Annotated in this window: 12 protein-coding genes and 1 pseudogene; 8 read left to right on the top strand and 5 right to left on the bottom strand. The window is 47.3% G+C overall.

The features are described 5' to 3' along the window. The first annotated feature begins 80 nt into the window (after positions 1-80). The 5 genes and pseudogenes from ACO08K_RS00650 (at position 81) to ACO08K_RS00670 (ending at position 8,061) form a co-directional block, all read left to right on the top strand. Positions 81-1,085: an ABC transporter permease gene (locus ACO08K_RS00650; RefSeq protein ID WP_421794452.1), complete on the top strand. Its 1,005-nt coding sequence runs from the start codon at positions 81-83 to the stop codon at positions 1,083-1,085. A 50-nt stretch (positions 1,086-1,135) separates the two neighbouring features. After that, on the top strand, positions 1,136-1,996 hold the full coding sequence (locus tag ACO08K_RS00655; protein ID WP_421794453.1) for an ABC transporter ATP-binding protein: 861 nt from the start codon (positions 1,136-1,138) through the stop codon (positions 1,994-1,996). 160 nt (positions 1,997-2,156) lie between these two features. Further along, complete coding sequence (locus tag ACO08K_RS00660) at positions 2,157-2,978, top strand: ABC transporter ATP-binding protein (protein WP_421794454.1); 822 nt, start codon at positions 2,157-2,159, stop codon at positions 2,976-2,978. Positions 2,979-3,052: 74 nt separating this feature from the next. Further along, positions 3,053-6,671 (top strand): annotated as a pseudogene (locus ACO08K_RS00665) (molybdopterin-dependent oxidoreductase). Continuing rightward, positions 6,616-8,061 carry a rubredoxin gene (locus ACO08K_RS00670; protein WP_421794455.1) on the top strand — a complete coding sequence of 482 codons (1,446 nt, stop codon included), beginning with the start codon at positions 6,616-6,618 and terminating at the stop codon, positions 8,059-8,061. Before ACO08K_RS00665 ends, ACO08K_RS00670 begins: the two are co-directional and overlap by 56 nt. Positions 8,062-8,077: 16 nt before the next feature. On the opposite strand, the gene ACO08K_RS00675 is transcribed toward ACO08K_RS00670, so the two are convergent. Together ACO08K_RS00675 and tatC are read right to left on the bottom strand one after the other, a co-directional pair. After that, on the bottom strand, positions 8,078-8,527 hold the full coding sequence (locus ACO08K_RS00675; protein ID WP_421794456.1) for a hypothetical protein: 450 nt from the start codon (positions 8,525-8,527) through the stop codon (positions 8,078-8,080). 126 nt (positions 8,528-8,653) lie between these two features. Beyond that, on the bottom strand, positions 8,654-9,520 hold the full coding sequence (gene tatC, locus ACO08K_RS00680) for a twin-arginine translocase subunit TatC (protein WP_421794457.1): 867 nt from the start codon (positions 9,518-9,520) through the stop codon (positions 8,654-8,656). 193 nt (positions 9,521-9,713) lie between these two features. Here tatC and ACO08K_RS00685 point away from each other — a divergent pair, with 193 nt between their 5' ends. Both ACO08K_RS00685 and ACO08K_RS00690 read left to right on the top strand, forming a co-directional pair. Then, the gene (locus tag ACO08K_RS00685; RefSeq protein WP_421794458.1) at positions 9,714-10,028 is read left to right on the top strand and encodes a YbaB/EbfC family nucleoid-associated protein; all 315 of its coding nucleotides are present in this window, start codon (positions 9,714-9,716) and stop codon (positions 10,026-10,028) included. A 103-nt stretch (positions 10,029-10,131) separates the two neighbouring features. Then, positions 10,132-11,361, top strand: coding sequence for a LamG-like jellyroll fold domain-containing protein (locus ACO08K_RS00690; protein WP_421794459.1), 1,230 nt, complete (start codon positions 10,132-10,134; stop codon positions 11,359-11,361). Positions 11,362-11,525: 164 nt separating this feature from the next. Here ACO08K_RS00690 and ACO08K_RS00695 read toward each other — a convergent pair whose 3' ends face one another. From ACO08K_RS00695 to ACO08K_RS00705, 3 genes are all read right to left on the bottom strand, one after another. Then, positions 11,526-16,208 (bottom strand): gliding motility-associated C-terminal domain-containing protein, encoded by a 4,683-nt coding sequence (locus tag ACO08K_RS00695; RefSeq protein ID WP_421794460.1) that lies wholly within the window; start codon positions 16,206-16,208, stop codon positions 11,526-11,528. A 310-nt stretch (positions 16,209-16,518) separates the two neighbouring features. Further along, positions 16,519-17,361 carry a thioredoxin family protein gene (locus tag ACO08K_RS00700; RefSeq protein WP_421794461.1) on the bottom strand — a complete coding sequence of 281 codons (843 nt, stop codon included), beginning with the start codon at positions 17,359-17,361 and terminating at the stop codon, positions 16,519-16,521. An 84-nt stretch (positions 17,362-17,445) separates the two neighbouring features. Next, positions 17,446-17,970 (bottom strand): helix-turn-helix transcriptional regulator, encoded by a 525-nt coding sequence (locus ACO08K_RS00705; protein WP_421794462.1) that lies wholly within the window; start codon positions 17,968-17,970, stop codon positions 17,446-17,448. A gap of 330 nt (positions 17,971-18,300) precedes the next feature. On the opposite strand from ACO08K_RS00705, the gene ACO08K_RS00710 reads away from it, so the two are divergent. Next, positions 18,301-18,825 carry an RNA polymerase sigma factor gene (locus ACO08K_RS00710; protein WP_421794463.1) on the top strand — a complete coding sequence of 175 codons (525 nt, stop codon included), beginning with the start codon at positions 18,301-18,303 and terminating at the stop codon, positions 18,823-18,825. Positions 18,826-18,842 lie beyond the last annotated feature (17 nt).

Here is an 18,842-nt window from a genome sequence, read left to right on the forward strand (position 1 = left end):
CTCGGCGCTTCGGCTTCGCTCAGCGACCGGGTGCTAAACTCCTCAACCCCTCAACTCCTCAACTCCTCAACTTATTAACAATGAAATCCAAAACCATCCACCTCCTTCACCTCACCGGCCTCACCTGGGCAGTGCCTTTTGTTCGCCTCTTTACGGGTGATGATGCAAAAGAACAATTGCTCCAAATCTGGAGACTGGTCGGTATGCCCGCTGCTGCCATCCTTGGATTTTTGCTGTTCTGGCAGTTGGCGGCACAACAAATCAATACCAGTCTGGGCACCCTGCCCGGCCCCTTTCAGGTCAGCCAACAGGCAGGGGTATTGTGGAAAGAACATTGGGTAGAGCGCCAAAAAGCCACCGAGTTTTACGCCCGCCAAGACGCCCGGATTGCGAGCATCAAGTCTGCAAATCCAGCTGCAACCACCAAAAGAATGACCTATACAGGTAAGCCTACCTACCTGGATCAAATTTTGACCAGCCTCAAAACCGTATTTGTAGGTTTCCTTTTTGCTTCCTTTTTAGCCCTGCCCATCGGGGTGATTTGTGGGGCAAACAAAAACATCATGACGGCCCTCAACCCGATTATTCAGGTGTTGAAGCCCGTTTCTCCACTCGCCTGGTTGCCCATCGTTACGATGATCGTGAGTGCCGTGTACGCAGGCAACAATGGTGTGCTATCAAAGTCCTTCATTATATCCGCTGTTACCGTTGCAATGTGTTCACTGTGGGCTACGCTGATCAACACAGCGGTCGGTGTAGCCTCGGTGAACAAAGATTACCTCAACGTGGCCCAAGTACTACAGTTGTCGCCTAGCAAGCGCATCTTTAAAGTGGTGTTGCCCGCGACCTTACCGATGATTTTCACAGGATTGCGCATCACGCTCGGGGTGGGCTGGATGGTTTTGATTGCCGCAGAAATGATGGCCCAAAACCCCGGCTTGGGCAAATTCATCTGGGACGAATTCCAAAACGGTTCAAGCGACTCTATCGCCCGCATCATGGTCGCCGTTTTGACCATCGGCCTTATTGGTTACGCCCTGGATCGTTTGATGGTTTCTTTGCAAAAATTGGTCTCCTTTGAATAATCAGTGGATCGTAATCATCATTCATCGTTCATCACTCATCATTAAAAAAGATGTTGCAACTCAAAAACATCCATAAATACTACGGTGAAGGCCGCCAACGCAGCGAGGTGTTGCACAACATCAACCTCGACTTGAACGAGGGTGAGTTTGTCGCCATCGTTGGGTACTCCGGCAGTGGCAAAACCACTCTGGTGAAACTCCTGGCGGGTTTGATTACACCGGATCAAGGAGAAGTGTTGTACAAGGGCCAACGGATCAATGGCCCTAGCCATGAGCGGGGAATGGTGTTCCAAAACTACTCCCTCCTACCCTGGCTGAGTGTATTCAAAAACATCGACCTGGGAGTAGCACAAGTTTTTCCCCAGTGGAATAAAAAACAGCGCGAAGAACATGTGCTGCGCTATATTGATATGGTAAATTTGAGCCACGCCACCCACAAACTGCCCGCCGAACTTTCCGGGGGTATGCGCCAAAGGGTGGCCGTAGCCCGCGCACTCGCTATGGAACCCGAAGTCCTCCTCATGGATGAGCCCCTCAGCGCCCTGGATGCTTTAACCCGGGCCAAACTCCAGGAAGAAATTCTCAAAATCTGGAACGAAAACCGCCGTACTGCCCTGCTGATCACCAACGACGTGGACGAGGGTATCTTGATGGCAGACCGCATCATTCCACTTAATCCAGGTCCACGTGCTACACTTGGACCTGGATTTAAAGTAGACCTGGAACGCCCCCGCATCAAGACTCAACTTAACCATATGCCAGAATACAAGCGGCTACGCAACGACATCATCGAATACTTATTGGATACTGGTGCAGAGTCGAAGCGGAATCAAAAAGTGGAACAGGAAAGGCGATTGCCAGATGTGCAGCCGATTTTGCCAAAGTCGGCGTTTTCGCTGGCATTCCGTTGAGATTCTCTGGACAACTCACCTGAAGTGCTTCTTTGGTGCCTTAGGTTTCTTAGGTGGTGAAGAATACATTTTTTCACCACCTAAGAAACCCAAGACACCAAAGTAACACCTCAGGAATTATGCGCCAAAAGCGATTCAGCTCTTCAAAAAGCAATCAATCATGAGTACAACTCTTCTCCAAGCAGAACATAAAATCGCTGAAAGCGAACTGAGTCCAGTCGTCCTCGAATGCCGCGACCTGACCAAGGCCTACCCCATGCCCAAAGGTCAATCCTACGTCGTACTGGAAAACCTGCAATTGAGCATCACCCAGGGCGAATTCATTTCCATCATTGGCCATTCTGGTTGTGGAAAATCCACCCTACTAAGCATGATTGCGGGTTTAAACCCCATCTCTGGAGGAAACATCCTACTTAATGGTAGCCCCATCAAAGGGCCAGGGCCAGATCGGGGCGTCATTTTCCAATCGCCCAGTCTCCTACCCTGGATGAGCGCCTTGGAAAATGTATTACTCGGTGTCAATCAGGTTTTTTCACACGAGTCCAAATCCACCCGGCACGACATCGCCGCTTACTACCTCAGTCGGGTAGGATTGGGGAACGCACTGGACAAAAAAGCGAAAGACCTGTCGCAGGGTATGCAACAAAGGGTGGGGATCGCCCGTGCTTTTGCCATCAAACCTGCGATTCTTTTGCTGGATGAACCATTTGGCATGTTGGATTCCCTCACCCGCGCTGAGTTGCAAGACATTTTGCTGGAGGTTTGGAATCGGGAAAAAATCACTGCGGTGATGATCACCCACGACGTGGATGAAGCCATCTTTTTATCCGATCGCGTGATCATGATGACCAGTGGCCCACGCGCCCAAATTGGCGACGTACTCAACATCCACCTGGAACGCCCTCGTGAGCGCAAAGCCGTCCTTGAACACCCCGATTTTTACGACTACCGGGGGCATTTGATTTCATTTTTGGAGGGTTAAATGGCGATTGGAGATCAAAAAATCTCGAAATTTTGCATTACCTCTTTGATTTCTATTGCTAACCTTTACAAACGATGAAGCAGCAAGCATACAAATCTACCTGTTCGTATTGCGGCGTGGGTTGTGGGATTGTGGTCAAAAAAGACACCCGTGGCCGCTTGAAGGTGGAGGGAGATCCCGATCACCCCGTCAACCGTGGCATGTTGTGCTCGAAGGGGATGAACTTGCACTACGTCGTTCAGGATCAATCCGATCGTTTGTTGTACCCGGAAATGCGCTGGAGCCGCAACCATCCGCTGGAACGGGTCAACTGGGATACCGCCATGGATCGCGCCGCTGCGGTTTTCAAATCCATCATTCAAAAACACGGCCCGGATAGCGTCGCTTTTTACGTATCCGGCCAGTGCCTCACCGAAGAATATTACCTTGTCAATAAGCTGGTCAAAGGATTTATCGGCACCAATAACCTGGATACCAATTCACGGCTCTGCATGAGTTCAGCCGTGGCTGCCTACACCAAAACCTTTGGAGAAGACTCAGTACCCGTGGCATATGCGGATATAGAGCTGGCCGATTGTTTCATGATTGCCGGTGCCAATCCGGCCTGGTGTCACCCTATCTTGTTTCGCCGCCTGGAACAACACAAAGAACAAAACCCGCAGGTCAAAATAATTGTGGTTGATCCCCGCAAAACCCAGTCCTGTTCCATCGCCGACTTACACTTGCAAATCAAACCGGGTACCGATGTGGTTTTGTACAATGCCATTGGCCGCCGTTTGATCGAAATCAACAAAGCCGATCAATTTTTCGTCAATCAACATACCGAAGGGTTTGCCCATTACCGCCGTATGGTGATGGACACACCCTTGCGCAAAGCTGCCGAAATCTGCGGCATCGAGCTGGAAGACATCAAAAAAGCCGCCAAATACATCGGCGATGCCAAAGCTTACATCAGCATGTGGACGATGGGGCTAAACCAAAGTGTAATTGGTGTGGATAAAAATACCGCGCTGATCAACCTCAACCTCCTCACCGGGCAGGTTGGACGACCAGGTGCTGGTCCTTTTTCACTAACTGGACAACCCAATGCCATGGGTGGCCGGGAAGTCGGAGGCCTGGCGACCATGCTGGCAGCACACCGTTCCCTGCAAGACCCCGCTCAGCGCCAGGAAGTAGCCGATTTTTGGGGTGTACCTGGCATTTCAGAAAAACCTGGGCGTACTGCTACTGAGATATTTAAGGGCTTAGGGGACGGAAGCATCAAAGCAGTTTGGATCATGTGCACCAATCCCATGGTGAGTTTACCCAATCTGAATGAAGTAGAAAAAGGCTTGAAAAATGCCCGCTTTGTAGTCGTGCAGGACATTTCCCGGCGTGCTGACACCCTGGCTTACGCCGATTTGGTTTTGCCCGCTGCTGCCTGGTTGGAAAAGGAAGGAACCATGACCAACTCGGAGCGCCGCATCAGCTTTTTGCCCAAAGCCATTGACCCACCGGGTGAAGCTTTACCCGATGTAGAAATTCTCTTGCGTTTTGCCCGCAAAATGGGTTTCCATGGTTTTGATTACCGCCAAATCAGTGAAGTGTATGACGAGCACTGTCGCCTGACCAAAAATACCAATCTGGACATTTCCGGCCTCAGCCACGAGCGCCTGCAAAGGGAAGGGACTTTCCAATGGCCCGTGCCTGCCAGTGATCATCCGGGCACCAGTCGTTTGTTCAGTGATTTTCGTTTTTTCACCAAAAACAACAAAGCGAAATTCAATCTGCCGCAGCAGATGTACAATACGAGTGAAAAACCCAGCGCGGAATTTCCACTCATCCTAACCACTGGCCGCGTCCGTGATCAGTGGCATACCATGACCAAAACCGGGAAAGTCAACCGCCTGCTGACCCACATCAATGCGCCTTTTTTGGAGATACATCCACTGGATGCTAGTTCCCGGGGTTTAGCTGATGGGGATACAGCGGTGGTAAAAAATGACCGGGGTGAAGTACAGGTGACCGTAAAATGTACGGAGGACATTCGCCCGGGCGTGGTGTTCCTGCCCATGCACTGGGGTAAAATTCTGGAGAAGCCCGTTGGGGCGTTGCAACAACCTCACCAGTGATTTGGTAGATCCGGTTTCCAAGGAGCCCGATTTTAAGTTTTCTACGGTGCAGGTCAGTCAATTTGTGAAACCCTTTCAAAAAATACTAGTCGTTGGAGCTGGGGCGGCCGCTTATCGTTTTATTCAAAGTTACCGCGAAAAAAACCACAAGGATGAAATCCACGTCTTTTCGCGGGAACCACATGCCTTTTACAATCGGGTCTTGCTGCCCGAATATGTGAGTGAACACCTGGAATGGGAGCAACTGCTCAAAATGCGCGATGGTGAGATTGAAAAATTAGGCATTCGACTGCACCTGGGCATAGGCGTAGAAAAAATTGATCCGTTGCTCAAAACCATTACCGATTCAAATGGACAAATTCATGGCTACGATGCCCTGATTATGGCTACAGGTAGTCGGCCCATTGTGCCTCGGGAAGTGCCGCTCAGTTTACCGGGCGTATTCACCATGCGTTCGCGTCAGGACGCCGATAAGCTCAAAGATTACCTCGAAGAAAGTGGCTTGCCTCGGGAAGATCAACACGTAGCCATCGTCGGTGGTGGCCTGTTGGGTCTGGAATTGGCTGCTGCGCTGCGCAACATTAATGTAAAAATCACCCTTATTCAACGGGCCGCTCGCCTCATGGAACGCCAGTTGGATACCATCGGTAGCCGACTTTTGGCCGAAGACGTGATGGAGCGCGATATTCAGATTTATTTTGACAATGAGGTGCATACCATCACTTCCGACACTTCGACTCCGCTCAGTGACCGGTCGCCGAGCGTAGCCGAGGCGTCGGCGGGTGTGATTGTCAACCTCAAAAGCGGCCGTACCATTCAATGTACCGCCATCGTCTACGCCATTGGTACCATTCCCAATATCGATTTGGCTAAAAATGCCGGGATCCGTTGCGGAAAGGGAGTTGTGGTCAATGATTACCTGCAAACCAGTGATCCGCACATTTTTGCCATGGGCGAAATTGCCGAATTTAAGGGTGAATTGTATGGCATCACCGCTGCAGCCGAACAGCAAGCCGATGTACTGGCCAACTACCTCAACGGCAACCTCAGCAGCCGCTACAATGGCTCGGTGCTGATGAACATCCTCAAGTTCGAAGACCTGCATTTGTGCAGCGTGGGGGACATCTATTGCCCGGAGGATGACTGGGATTATGAGCAAATTGTATTTACGGACCTGAGTCGACGCTACTACAAAAAATGTGTGGTCTATAAAGATCGCCTGGTTGGGGCCATTTTGATTGGTGACAAAGCTGAGTTTGCCGAATTCAAAACTTTGATTGAGGACAAAATTGAATTGTCTGAAAAACGGCAGGAGTTGTTGCGGGGTAAAAATCAAGGGACTCCAGTGCAAGGAAAACTGGTTTGTTCCTGCAATCAGGTGGGTGAAGGCAATTTAAGTGCCGCCATCCAAAGCGGGTGCAAGGATTTTAAATCCTTATGCAAATCCACTGGCGCAGGAATGGGTTGTGGCAGTTGCAAACCCGAGGTAAAAGCATTATTGGATCAAGTTTTAAACCAAACGTCTCATGCGACAGAACCTACAGCGCATTCTGGTAAAAGGGGGAGTGCTCTCGCCCAGTGAGCTGAAACAAATCGTGGAGCTGGCTGAATTGGCCGGGCTGGACGCACTGATGTTTGGCTCGCGGCAGGATATTTTGTTGCCTACCGATCAGGATTTGAGCAGCATTGCTCAGGATTTTCCGCAGTTAAGCATTGAAAATCTATCAGCCAATGTGCACCAAAACATCCTATGCTCCTACGTCTCAGCGGATATTTTTCCGGGTACGGCATGGTTGAGCAGTGCAATGTACCTCTACGTGCTGGAACAGTTTGCGGAACCCCAAAAACTGGAGATCAACATCACTGATCCCAAACAACGTTTGGTACCTTTATTCACCGGACACCTCAATTTCATTGCTTCCAACATTGAAGATTACTGGCATTTTTACGTGCGTTTACCCCATTGGACCAAACCGGAAGCCTTTCCAGTGCTGATTTACTCCTGGGACATGGCACGGATTGCCAAGGCCATTGAAAACTTAGAGGAAAATATTGCCGACATACCCAGCTTGTTCAACTACCTCAACCGGACTTTGGAAACCAATAGCCGGGTGCCCCAAGAGCCATTACAATTACCCACCTATAGTTTCCCATATTACGAGGGAATGAATCGTTTTAATGTGGATCAATACTGGCTGGGCTTGTATTGGCGCAACAATCGCTACGATTTGAATTTCCTCAAAGCCATGTGTGACTTGTGTTTTGAGTGCAAAATTGGCAAAATTTGCATCACCCCCTGGAAGTCCTTCATCGTCAAGGGTATTCACCAGCGGTACGAAATGGTCTGGCAAAAATTGCTGGGGCGTTTTGGGATCAACGAGCGCCATTCTTCCCTCGAAATGAACTGGCACATTCCCGCCAGCGACGACGAGGCCATGGACCTCAAACGTTTCATCGTGCGCAATTTTGACCAAAATGACATCAGTACATATGGTCTAACCTTTGGAATTACCAGCACTTACAGCATCAATTTTACCTCAATCCTCATCCAGCGCAATCCACAGCCAAGGGTTGTACAGCATTTTCAGGTGCGTCCTACCTACAATGTACTCCATGCCAAAAACTTCGATCCCAATACCCTGGAGTACCTGACTTATGCGCAGGATGTGGATAAAATTGAATTGCCGGGTTTACTCATGGAATTGAGCCGCTTGTATTTTGATGGCTTGGGTGCTGTGGCTAAGGAGAACAAACCTTTGGTTGTGCCTAAGCCCGTATTGGCCGCGCATTCAGTATCCGACAATGAAGCCTACCGCTGTCCCAATTGTTTGTCGGTGTACGATGGTCGTTATGGTGATGCTTTGCGGGGAATCCCGGCAGGAGTAGCTTTTGCCGAGTTGCCGGAGGATTATGTTTGTGGGGTTTGTGAAACGGAAAAAAGTGCTTTCATAGGTGTAAGAGTAGAGCAATAAACCAACCTTAATTTTCTTATACCTTCAAGAGCCGCTCCTTCAACCCCGGATTTTCCTCAAAAAAAGAATAAAATCGACTCGGGCTAGGGATAAATGTAATGCTCTTGCCAAAACTCCCTTTGCCTTTTAAATGTAGGGTGCCCACCGAAAAAAGCACCAGAGAAGTAGTGGTAATGCCATCTACCTCACTGAAAGGGTAGCGCACATTTTTGAAATAATTGGTCACGTATACCCCTTCCTGACCTACCTCTATCCTTTTGAGGCGCATCAAGGTGAACGCCAGAAACAGAGTTCCAGTGGCGAATACAAACAACATCACTGCCTTCACTGCAAACGAAGAGGTATTGCCAATCCCTGCAAATTTGCTCATCAGAATGGCCACCGTTATACCACCCATCATTACAATCCAAAAAATGGGCAGTACAATTTTGTACATCAGGGTAAGGTTACTCGAAATCCGTTCCATCCGATTGAAAATTGAGGAGTTGAGGAGTTGAGGAGTTGAGGAGTTGAGGCTACCGCAGCGGCTTGTACAAGGATATTGCCCAAGTCACTGCGGTAGCCTCAACTCCTCAACCTCTCAACTTCTCAACTATGAAGGAGTTACTGCTTTTGAAGGTTCATCGTCGTCATCATCCCGTGGGGCTACTCTTTTGGCAATGATGATACTGACTTCGTACAAAGTATACAAAGGTACGGTAACCAACATTTGAGAAACCACATCTGGCGGTGTGATGATCCCTGCAACGATCAGAATAACCACAATAGCCTGCCGGCGGAAAGCCCGCATGTCTTGTGCGGTGATTAGCCCGATTCTAGCCAAAATGTATACCACCACTGGCAACTCAAATACCAGCCCTAAGGGCAGGGTAAACATCACCATATAGTTGATGTATGAATTGAGGGTCGGAACGTTGGTTACCCCGGGAATGGTGTAGCCGATCAGAAAGTTGATGGCAAAAGGAGCCATGAGGAAATAACCAAAAACCACGCCCAACAGGAATAGGAATGAGCAAATGGCAACTGCTCCGGTAGCCGCTTTTTGTTCCTTAGGCAACAAACCAGGGCTTACAAAGCGCCAGATTTCCCAGAGTACATAGGGTGCAGACAAGATCAAACCTACCACAAAGGAAACCCACATACTGGTTACAAAGGGTTCAGCAAAACCAATGGTTTGCAGATTAACTTCGGTAGCCGCAAAACACATGGTATCACCCAGGCCTATGCTTTTTGAAAACGAACAAAGTGCTCGGTAGGTAATAAAATCTTGTTTGGAAGGGCCAAAAATCAACACGTTGAACATCCAGTCTTGTTTGATAAACAGGACTATCCCGAAAACAGAAATAACCGACAACGAGCGGATGATGTGCCAACGCAACTCCTCCAGGTGGTCCAGAAAAGACATTTCTTTACCTACCTTTTTTTCTTCCTGATCTACATCAACTTGATCCAAAGCCATGATGGCGCTATTTTACGCAGTAAGTAGAATTTGTGCTCCCGTGTACCAGCCTCTATTGACTACAGGTAGGTACTAATGCCAAAACAGTTTTATGCTGCAACTGGTTTAACGCGCACAAATGTATAAAATACTGTCGTTTCCTGTACGTTCTGTTATATCTTCGCACATATTTTACCGACAAAAAAACCGTACCATGTTTGGACTTGAAAACATGTTTGGCGATATGGAGGCCCAACAAAAAGCCATGCGCGAAAAACTGGCCGAATTTATTGTAGAAAGTGAGGCAGGCGATGGGGCCATCAAAATCAGTGCCAACGCCAACCGCGAAATCACCAACATCAGCATTGACCCCGCTTTTTTGAAAAATGCTGAAGCTGAGGAGTTGGAAGATTTGCTCTTGGTTGCCATCAATCGCGCGCTAAACAGTGCTCTGGAAAAAGAGGCGGAAGAAACCCAACAATTGCTCAAAGACATGATGCCTCCAGGGCTGGATGGTTTCTTCAAATAAGGATAGCCTAAAATAAGCCTTCCCTTCCTTCGTTTTTTACAAGAAACCGATCTGCTGCGGATGCGTAGCGATCAGCCATTATTTTGCCAATTCCAAAAATACCATGAGAATAGCTGCATTTTTATTCTGCCTTTTTTGTTCGCTTTCGATGTATGCCCAACCCAAAGCTGGTTTGGTGGCATTTTATCCTTTTGAAAACAGCAATGCAGATGCGGCTGGGAATACCGCCAATGCATTTCAACCCGCCCTCAACCGTACGTATGATTGCGGCGTTGAAGGAAAAGCCCTGGAATTCTCGGGAGCCAACGGAAACGCCGTGGTGATGGGCCCAGCCAACGACGAGTTTACAACCGAAGATTTCAGCTTGAGTTTTTATTTTAAATCAACCAATTCCAACGGTATTCAATACCTGGTGCACAAACTCACCAGCAATTGCAAAACCGATGGCAATCAATTTTACATCCGGTTCCGCCCTTTCACCCGGACCCTGAATGTCTTTTTAGGAGAAGGAGCCAAAACGGTCAATTTGATTGGTGAAGTTCCCGCTGGAAAATGTTGGCACCATGTGGCCGTAATCCGGGAAGCGAATAAAGTCAAATTGTACATCAATGGCGTCAAAATTCAGGAATTGAACACGCAGGGACGAATCAATCTATCGAACGATGGAAAATTCATCATGGGCAACTCGCCATGTCCAGGAGTAGCGAATCAAGCCCCTTTTGAAGGTTATTTGGATGAGTTACGACTGTACAACCGCTCCTTAAACGATAACGAAATCAAATCACTGTATACCGTAGAGCCCGATAACATCGTAACTCGCGACACCAGCATTTTTGTCGGTGGTGCTGTGAAAATCAAAATAGGGCCTACCTGTAATTATATTTTCAACTGGTCGCCCACCCTGGATGTAGTTTCTCCTTTTGAAAAAGAACCAGTCATTCAGCCTTTGAGTCCAGGCATCCATTTTTACACCGTCGATATGTCGGATGATAGTGGAGCTTGTGTAGCTACAGATTCAATCAGAATAACTGTGATTGATCCCAACACGCTGGATTGTGGGCAGGTGTTATTGCCAAAAGCCTTTACGCCCAATGGAGATGGTTTGAATGAAACTTTTGGCATCAGCAATCCTTTCGTCATTCAGGAACTGCTGGCTTTTGAAATTTTTGACCGTTGGGGGAGCCGCGTATTTGGTTCCGCCGATGCTTTCTCCCGTTGGGATGGAAAGTTCCAGGGAAAAGAAGTTAACCCTGGCGTGATGTTGTATAAAATTCGCTACCGTTGCAAAGGTGAGGAAAAATTGGCAACGGGCAGTTTGATGATATTGCGGTAGGGGCAACCCTTTGTGGTTGCCCTGATGGGTTTACCCATTGTAAATGGCAATCGTGATTGCAAATTCATTATATAAAAAATGCGATTGGGCAAGCCTTACGGCTTGCCCAATCGCATTTTTGTATCATAGATAGGGGCAACCACAAAGGGTTGCCCCTACGTATTTTACCGAATCAATCCCACATCCCCGCGATACAACAACTTCACATCGTCGAGGAATTCCACTTCAATAATGTATACATACACACCTTGATTGGCCAGTTTGGAGGACAATAGGCCATCCCAAACGATGGTTCCACCTGCACAATCCGGCACAATACCTTTGGCTTCCAAAATCTGATTGCCCCAACGGTCAAACATCCTGGCGTAGTTGATGGTTTTTACACCTTTACAGCCAAACACCCGGAATTCGTCGTTGCGTCCATCTCCGTTGGGAGAGAATGCGTTGGGAATGTAGAAATTGCGGTTGCGGTCAAGCTCCACGAAGATGGTTCCTTCAGCCTTACAACCACTGGTATCCGTTACCGTCAGGATAAATTCCGTGTCGTCGCGCATGTCCCGTTCGGTACGGGTGGCAGTGAGCACGTAGGGACTTTCGATTTTATTGTCAGAAAGTCCTTTGGCAGGTAGCCATTCGTAACCTGTAATGGGTTTGGTGCTGGTCACAATCGGGGTGAGTTGCAAACTATCACCCAATTCCACGGTTACCTGGTTTGGATTAAAGGATACGCTCAATTGCTCCGGTTGGTTCACGACGATCGTATCGATGTATTGGCAGCCCAATTGATCTTCAATCGCTACGATGTGTTGGCCCGCAAAAATATTCGCGGCTTGATTCAGCGGGAAGCTGATGCCATTGTTGTCTACAGTGAAAGTAAAATCAGTCAGGTCAACCCCATTGCCGCCGTAAGCTGTATCTACGGTCAGTGTTGTAGCATCACCAAAACAACGTGGTTCAGTGACAGGGTTGAGCAGACCAATTACAGGCGGTGGAGATACCACGGTGTAACTTGTCGAATCCGTACAATTTTTGGTATCTGTAACAGTTACCGAGTAGGTGCCCGGTGCCAGTTTTTCCGCAAAAGGAGAATTTGGGCGCGATATCCCACCCGACCAGGTAAAGGCATCTTCAGGCAAAGGATTGATGCCTTCATCGGTGTTCACCACTATCCCAAAACGACCATCATTGGTATTGCTACAACTGGAGGCTCGAGAGAAGGATTGATCCACTTCCACCTTAAGTTCAGCAGGTTCTTTAATTTCGATCTCCTGTGTTTTGGGGCAATTGCGGCTATCCGTAATGACTGCCGTATATGTACCCGCCTGCAAGTTGCTCAAACTATCCTGAGTAGACCCAATCCCTTGCCAGGCAATGCTAAAGGGTGGGGTTCCTCCTCCGGGAGTGAGTTTTACTTTTCCATTAGCCTGGCCAAAACAAGTCACTGCTTCTACCACGGCTAAAATTTTAATCTCCGGTGGGCTGGTGATCAGTACCGAGTCAGCAGCAGCGCAGGAATTGGAATCCACTACCACCACCACGTTCATACCCGCAGACAGCATGGTTGCGGTTGAACTGGCTACTCCGGCAAAGGTTTCCTGACTGCCTTGCCAGGTAAATTCAAATAAGCCTGAAGTTCCATCACTAAACTGTGCGGTAGCGGTAGCTCGGCCATCTTTGCTGCCTTCGAAACAGGCTACCCCAGTACTATCAGTAAAAGTAATGACGATGCGTGGTGGGTCTTGCAAAGTCGCCGAGCCCGTTACGGAGGGGCAACCACTGGCGTCGAATACACTCACATCATAGATACCGGCCTTTAGGGCTGGACGCAATTGGAAACGAGAAGTATCCCGTCCCTGGTCCTTCCACAAGAATTTATAGGGTGCGGTACCACCACTGACATTCACGGTCAGCGAGCCATTGGCCTCTCCCGGGCAACGTGGTGCCACAGCCGTAATGCTGTCCACACTTATGGGTGTTGGGGCAATGACCTGAGCGGTGTCCACCGAGCTACAAAAATCACTACCTGTTACCGTTACGATGTAGCGCCCGGCTGGTAAATTTGTAAGATCCTGGCCACTTGACTGGTTGTCCCAGGTGTAAGAAGTAATGGTGGTGCCCGGAACTGGAGTAGCCCTTACTGACAAACGACCATTGGCATCCCCAAAACAACGCAAGGTAAAGTCGTTGAGCTGGGTGATTTGAGGTCCTGCCGGCGCATTGATGTCGAGCATGAAAGTAGTATCGCACCTGTTGCTATCGATCACCGTGACCACGTAATTTCCAGAACGTAAGCCGGTGGCCAGTGAATCGGTTTGGGCAGTGAGCAGCAGGGTGTCCAGGCGCCACTCGTAGGCATAGGGTTTGGTACCGCCGCTCACTTTGATAGATGCCAAGCCATCGTTGCCGGGGCGACAGGTTTCGTTTTGCAGACGACCTTGGGCAACGGAAAGTTGAGTGGGTTGTTTGACGATAATGGTGTCGGAGACGCGGCAACCAGCGGGGTCAGCATCTTGCATGGTGACGATGTACGTTCCAGCTGGCACTCCATCCAAAATACTTGTTGCTAAAGTATCTTTCGGGGTTACAGTAGTACCAGTCCAGGTAAAAGTTACAGGTTGCAACAAAGATCCTCCATTTGATTGTCCAGCAGCAAAGATTGTCCCATTAGAAAGCCCAAAACAACTTACATCAGTCACTGCCGTATCGATTGTTAAAACCTTAAAGGGTTCAACCGGGAAAGTAAACACCTTAGAACATTTCCTACTGTCCGAAATAGTTACTGCATAATTCCCTTCGGTGAGGTTTGAAATGACTGAAGTAACTAAGGTGTCAGCAGGAGTAGTTGACCATTTGAAAATGTATCTGCCACCGCTGAAAGGAACTCCACCACTTGCCTTGAGCGTAATTGAACCATCTGAAACACCACTACACGTATTCGCTTTAACATCTGGGATGGGATCAAGCTTTAAGGGAGCAGTAAGGCCTCCACTTGCACTGGAAAAACACCCTTTGCTATCCGTCACCGTTACGGAATAACTCCCAGATCCCAGTGAATCAACTATTGGGGTGGTTTTACCTGGGATATTCCACTGAAATTTAAAAGTGGAATCCGGATTCGGAACCAATATCGAATTAACAGTAATGTTTCCTCTAAGTTTCCCTGTTTTTGAATCATGGCACAATACTTCGGATAAAACTTCAACAACAACGCCCAATTCTTGTGGGCGTGCGAATTCCACATTATATGTTTTGGTATTCGCAGTAGGTCTACTGTTGTCTTGAATGGTGACAACATACGTACCGAAATCCAAATCTCCCCAGCGGAAACTTCCCCCTGGCTTTGTGATTTGTTCATCTTGAAAGTTTTGAGCTGTTGGTGCCGTTTTTCTTAAACTCACCGTGTAAGGAGCAACACCTTTGTCCGCAATGACCTCAATCACGCCATCCGTTTTGTCAGAACATTGCAATCCAGACAGTTTGACACTTGTAAAAAGCACATCATCTGAAACATTCACTCGCCCATCTCGGAATACATAACCCAATCTGGCTGGATCAGGTGTACCCACTGTTTCAGAGGGGTCTCGTGATCCTTCAAAATGAAGTGGGCTGGTTGTTCCCAAAGCCCCTTTTACTCTGAAGCAGAAAGTAACCAAGGTAGAGCTGTCGGCAAGAGTTACCCCTCTAAGCGTATTATCAGACCAGGACAAGGCCAGTCCCAATTTATCGGAAGTTTGACCAATACTCCCTGCACCAAAACCGCCCAAGGCTGCGTTGAAATTCTGGGTGCGTACGAATTCCAATACTGCAGTATCCCAACGGATGTTCATTTCAAACAACCCTACCTTCGTAAAATTGGTGGTTTTCAAATCCACACAAATCTCGTCGCCTGTTTTCGCATTTAAAAAAGGCAACTGAAAGCCAACGGCCTGGCAACCTGCCATATTCACCGCAAATGATTTATTGCAATTTCGTCCATCTGTGATGGTGATGATGTATCGACCAGGTTGGGGGACAAAAAAGGCCACTGAGTCCAAATGCCTAGCCGTATTGTTATTGGTACTGGAAGCTTTGGCTACCCCCACAACTGAGGGGTCATCTTCATTCACAACCGTGATTGTAAACCGTTCATTCGGGTCAAACTCAGGTACACCACCTCCAACGATAAAAGATCCGGTACACCCAGCATTGTCCACCTTAGTGCGAACACGGGCTGTATCGACAGGTTTGAGCAAAACTACTCGAAAGGTAGCTTCAGGATTAAATACCACACAGCCACCAGCTTCATTTGTATCTCCTGCAAAGTCATCCGATGTAATGGGTGTGAGATAAAGGCTTACTGGCTTATTTTTCCCAAATCCTTCAATAAAGCCTCCAAGATTACGAATAACGATATCACCATTTCTTTTGATTGGATCTGAAATCGTCCAGTAATCACCTTTCGAAAAAGTGTTTGGCCCAATAGTTATAGTTGCATCCGGAAATAGGCACGGCTCTTTTTGAATAGTGGGGACATCTGGGCCTGCAAATTCTTCAGAGGGAGGACAGGTCGTGACCAAGTATTTGATCCCCGACAATGTCGATCGATCAGGGTCATTGATCACAAAATCGCCATTGTGTTTAATGGAAATCGAGTCTCCAAAGCAAAGATAAATGGTTCCTCCTCCTGAGGTATTGCTTTGTCCTTTGATTGGTCCGATGGTAACTGTACCGGCACGATTGTCGCAAGCTTGCCTTAGTTGAGGGCCTTTGATATCGTACTTTGACCGAATATGGTCGATTTCTTGACCGAAAATAGCACCAGCTGGCACTAATAAACATACGATTAGATAGCCGAAAAATCTGCTCATTTTGCTCATCATTCTGTTTGTCCTGAACGAACCAAGAGTGTGCCATTTATCATTGGTAGCATGAAGCATAAAACCGGACACACTCCTTAAATACTCCGACAAAGAAACGAAACAGAATGACAAATATTTGATGTGTTGATGAGCTAATTTGCTGATTTGCCAATTAGCGGCTGTATTGATTTGACAAGTTGGGGAATTCAAAAAGCGCTAATGTGCTGATTTAGCCCTCAAAAAACACTGTTATTGATTTACATATCAAGCTACCTGTTTTTCTACAATCGGCTGATCAGCACATTAGCAAATTAACACATTATAAGGTGACTATTAGACCTTTAAGTCCATCTTTTTGCAAGGCATTGAGGTAAGTTTGCATTTGAGCTGGCGTTTCAAACGGCCCGGCAATAAGGTGATAATAGGTTTCTCCATTGGTGGTTTGGGAGGAGATGTGGACCGTTTTGTAAAATTTTTTTTCAAAAAACTGTACCTGCCGAATTACATTTTCATAACTGCTGTAAACCCCCACTTGAATGCCCATCTTGCGGGAAGTAGGCATTGCGGGTATTGCTGAGCTTGGGCTGAGTGGTCGACGTTGAGCGTCCAGTTGAGCAGGATCATCCTCCACTTTCGCAGATATAGTAGCTGGATCATTCTCCCCAATTTGGGCAATAACCGTGTTAGAAGTGTTCAGGTTCACCACAGGTACGGTATAGACAGCACGTGGTGCGATGCGGTTGGCGGGTGTATCGTATTTTTGCAATACCTCCAGCATTTGTACGGCATCGAGGGTTTCTTCATAGCGGAAAACCACTATCCCTGATGCATTAAAAATCAGCAAAGAAGGCAGGTACTTTACCCCACAAGTTTCCTTGTCGGCGTAACCTTGCACTTCATCCACGTCGATTTTTACGGCCAAATATTGATTGCTCAGGTAAGCGGACACTTCGGGATCGGCAAAAGTGTTTTTGTCCATCCATTGGCAAGGCAGGCACCAATTGGCGGCAAAATGAATCAGTAAAGGACGTTGTAATTGAGCTGCTCTAGCTTTGGCTTCGGCCAGTGACAAGTGCTCGAATTGCACTGCGTGCAAGTTTTGGCTTGCTGTAAATAGGCTAAATACCAACAGCAAGCCCTTGAGTAGGGACAGTTTTTTCATAGTACTTATGGGATTATACTATAACTAAAATCGCTACAATATATAAAAAACATCAATGTAGTGCAACAATTAATCTCCTAAAGATCACTCATTTGCAGAAGAATCTTTGCAATTGAGGCTTTTGAGCAGTGAAAGGTGTTCATCCATGAGGGAACGGGCGGTGCGGTACAATTCTTCAAAGTTGACGATGATCAATTGTAGCTCAGGGGGGATTTGGGTGTGAACCTGTTCAAGCTTTAAGCGGCTGCAGGTCACCAAACCTTCCATCATCTGCAATTTGCGCTGTGCATTGCCGTGGATGATGTTCAATAATTCGGGATTTTGTGGCTCAGCAGTCTGGATTTTTTTGGCGTGGCCATTGCCATTTGAACAAGGCACCTCATCTCCACTTAAATCCCGTTGTGCCAAATCACAAATGGAAACACCAAACAAGCGGGATAACCTCAGCAGGTTACACACCTTTGGTTCGGCGGTGCCATTTTCGTACGAAGCAATGTTGCCTCGATTTAATCCGATCCTTAACGCAAGTTCTTCTTGACTCAAGTTCATCTGCTTGCGCAAAAAACGAATGTTTTTGTCCAAATAAGTAAAGTCAACCATTGGTTCCATTCCATCCAAATTAATCATCCAAAATAAAAAGCGAAAAAAAATAAAAGGTCCTTCGTAATAAATTAAGCAGTTGAACGACGAATCAATTCCATTCGTCTTCCCCAATTAGTGGTTCAAATCTCATTACTAGAATACAAATTTAAGCGCTCATTGTTTTATGGGTGTTAATTTTTTTAACAAAATTCCCTATTTTTGGAAAAAACTGTCGCGTTGCGACTTTTTTTATTAAAAATGAATCTAAATAGGTAAAAATAATTGCACAAATCCCCAGCATTCTTTATTTTTGTAAAAATTTATTACAATACTGTAACCCAAATAAATCACCGGACCATGCTTTACGCGATTCAAAATCCGATCTACGAGCAACTTGACAAGGTGAGCAATTCATTGCGCGCCTTTTCACTCAAACTGACCGGTAACTACAACGACGCTGACGACCTTTATCAAGACACTGCGGTAAGGATCATCACCAATGCAGACAAATATAACCAGGGCACCAATTTCAAGGCCTGGGCAGTGACCATCATGCGGAATATTTTCATCAACAATTACCGCAAGAAAGTGCGCCGCAACATGATCGTAGATCAGACCCCCAACAATTTCTACCTCAATTCCGGGGAAGAAAGGGTCCACAACGATGGGGAGCACGATGTTTCTTTTGGAGAGCTGATGCGCCTGGTTGACACTTTGCCAACCGATTTTCGCGAGCCATTTTTGATGGCTTACGATGGGTTCAAGTACGAAGAAATTGCGGAAGAACTGGGCTCACCCCTGGGTACCATCAAAAGCCGGATTTTCTTTGCCCGTAAAAAATTGCAAAAACTGTACGAAGAAAACTATCGGGAGCGGGCTTAAGAACTTGTTTACGTTTT

It is taken from the genome of Haliscomenobacter sp., from assembly GCF_965225875.1.
Taxonomy (GTDB): domain Bacteria; phylum Bacteroidota; class Bacteroidia; order Chitinophagales; family Saprospiraceae; genus Haliscomenobacter.

Bases quoted from the DNA above. Each gene is read 5' to 3' on its own strand.
- ACO08K_RS00650 (WP_421794452.1), top strand. From the start codon at position 81: ATGAAATCCAAAACCATCCACCTCCTTCACCTCACCGGCCTCACCTGG.
- ACO08K_RS00655 (WP_421794453.1), top strand. From the start codon at position 1,136: ATGTTGCAACTCAAAAACATCCATAAATACTACGGTGAAGGCCGCCAA.
- ACO08K_RS00660 (WP_421794454.1), top strand. From the start codon at position 2,157: ATGAGTACAACTCTTCTCCAAGCAGAACATAAAATCGCTGAAAGCGAA.
- ACO08K_RS00670 (WP_421794455.1), top strand. From the start codon at position 6,616: ATGCGACAGAACCTACAGCGCATTCTGGTAAAAGGGGGAGTGCTCTCG.
- ACO08K_RS00675 (WP_421794456.1), bottom strand. From the start codon at position 8,527: ATGGAACGGATTTCGAGTAACCTTACCCTGATGTACAAAATTGTACTG.
- tatC (WP_421794457.1), bottom strand. From the start codon at position 9,520: ATGGCTTTGGATCAAGTTGATGTAGATCAGGAAGAAAAAAAGGTAGGT.
- ACO08K_RS00685 (WP_421794458.1), top strand. From the start codon at position 9,714: ATGTTTGGACTTGAAAACATGTTTGGCGATATGGAGGCCCAACAAAAA.
- ACO08K_RS00690 (WP_421794459.1), top strand. From the start codon at position 10,132: ATGAGAATAGCTGCATTTTTATTCTGCCTTTTTTGTTCGCTTTCGATG.
- ACO08K_RS00695 (WP_421794460.1), bottom strand. From the start codon at position 16,208: ATGAGCAGATTTTTCGGCTATCTAATCGTATGTTTATTAGTGCCAGCT.
- ACO08K_RS00700 (WP_421794461.1), bottom strand. From the start codon at position 17,361: ATGAAAAAACTGTCCCTACTCAAGGGCTTGCTGTTGGTATTTAGCCTA.
- ACO08K_RS00705 (WP_421794462.1), bottom strand. From the start codon at position 17,970: ATGGAACCAATGGTTGACTTTACTTATTTGGACAAAAACATTCGTTTT.
- ACO08K_RS00710 (WP_421794463.1), top strand. From the start codon at position 18,301: ATGCTTTACGCGATTCAAAATCCGATCTACGAGCAACTTGACAAGGTG.